At 57.6% G+C, this 601-nt stretch carries 2 tRNA genes and 1 rRNA gene; all 3 read left to right on the forward strand.

Annotated elements, in window-relative coordinates:
- A 16S ribosomal RNA gene (locus DNX69_RS12360) occupies positions 1 to 61 on the forward strand; the annotation flags it as partial.
- 220 nt (positions 62 to 281) lie between these two features.
- Positions 282 to 358 (forward strand) — tRNA-Ile (locus tag DNX69_RS12365).
- A gap of 33 nt (positions 359 to 391) precedes the next feature.
- Positions 392 to 467, forward strand: a tRNA-Ala gene (locus tag DNX69_RS12370).
- Positions 468 to 601: the final 134 nt, after the last annotated feature.

Genomic DNA, 601 nt, shown 5'->3' on the forward strand with positions numbered 1-601 from the left:
GACTGGGGTGAAGTCGTAACAAGGTAGCCGTAGGGGAACCTGCGGCTGGATCACCTCCTTTCTAAGGATGGGTCTTCAGTTTGCTTCGGCAACTATCGACCTGTTTTAGAAACATCAGAGGCTCTAAGTCATACGAGCCTCATTGGCGGGACCTCGCCGTCTTCGTTTCTCTTTCTTCGCGGACGAACACGCGCCTGGGGTGGCGCGCGCATTCGGCTTGTCGGGATTGTCGTTGATCGGCGGTTTCGGTGCTGCGTGCCGCAAGCTGCCTCTCGTGCTGAGGGCTTGTAGCTCAGTTGGTTAGAGCGCGCGCTTGATAAGCGTGAGGTCGGAAGTTCAAGTCTTCCCAGGCCCACCACTCATCAATGCGCTGCATTCGTCTTCTGGTTACGGGGCCATAGCTCAGCTGGGAGAGCGCGTGCTTTGCAAGCATGAGGTCGTCGGTTCGATCCCGTCTGGCTCCACCAGATGGTTGATTGACCAGAGCGCTTCGCTTGCGCCTCGTTGCTGTCATCGGGACGGCGACGATGGTTTTTCGTCCGCAACTTGTATTCGCCGGCTTTGCGCAATGCGCAGCCTGGCGGGTTTTCTGACATCGTGA

The sequence above is a fragment of the Rhodopseudomonas palustris genome, from assembly GCF_003226555.1.
GTDB classification, from domain to species: domain Bacteria; phylum Pseudomonadota; class Alphaproteobacteria; order Rhizobiales; family Xanthobacteraceae; genus Rhodopseudomonas; species Rhodopseudomonas palustris_I.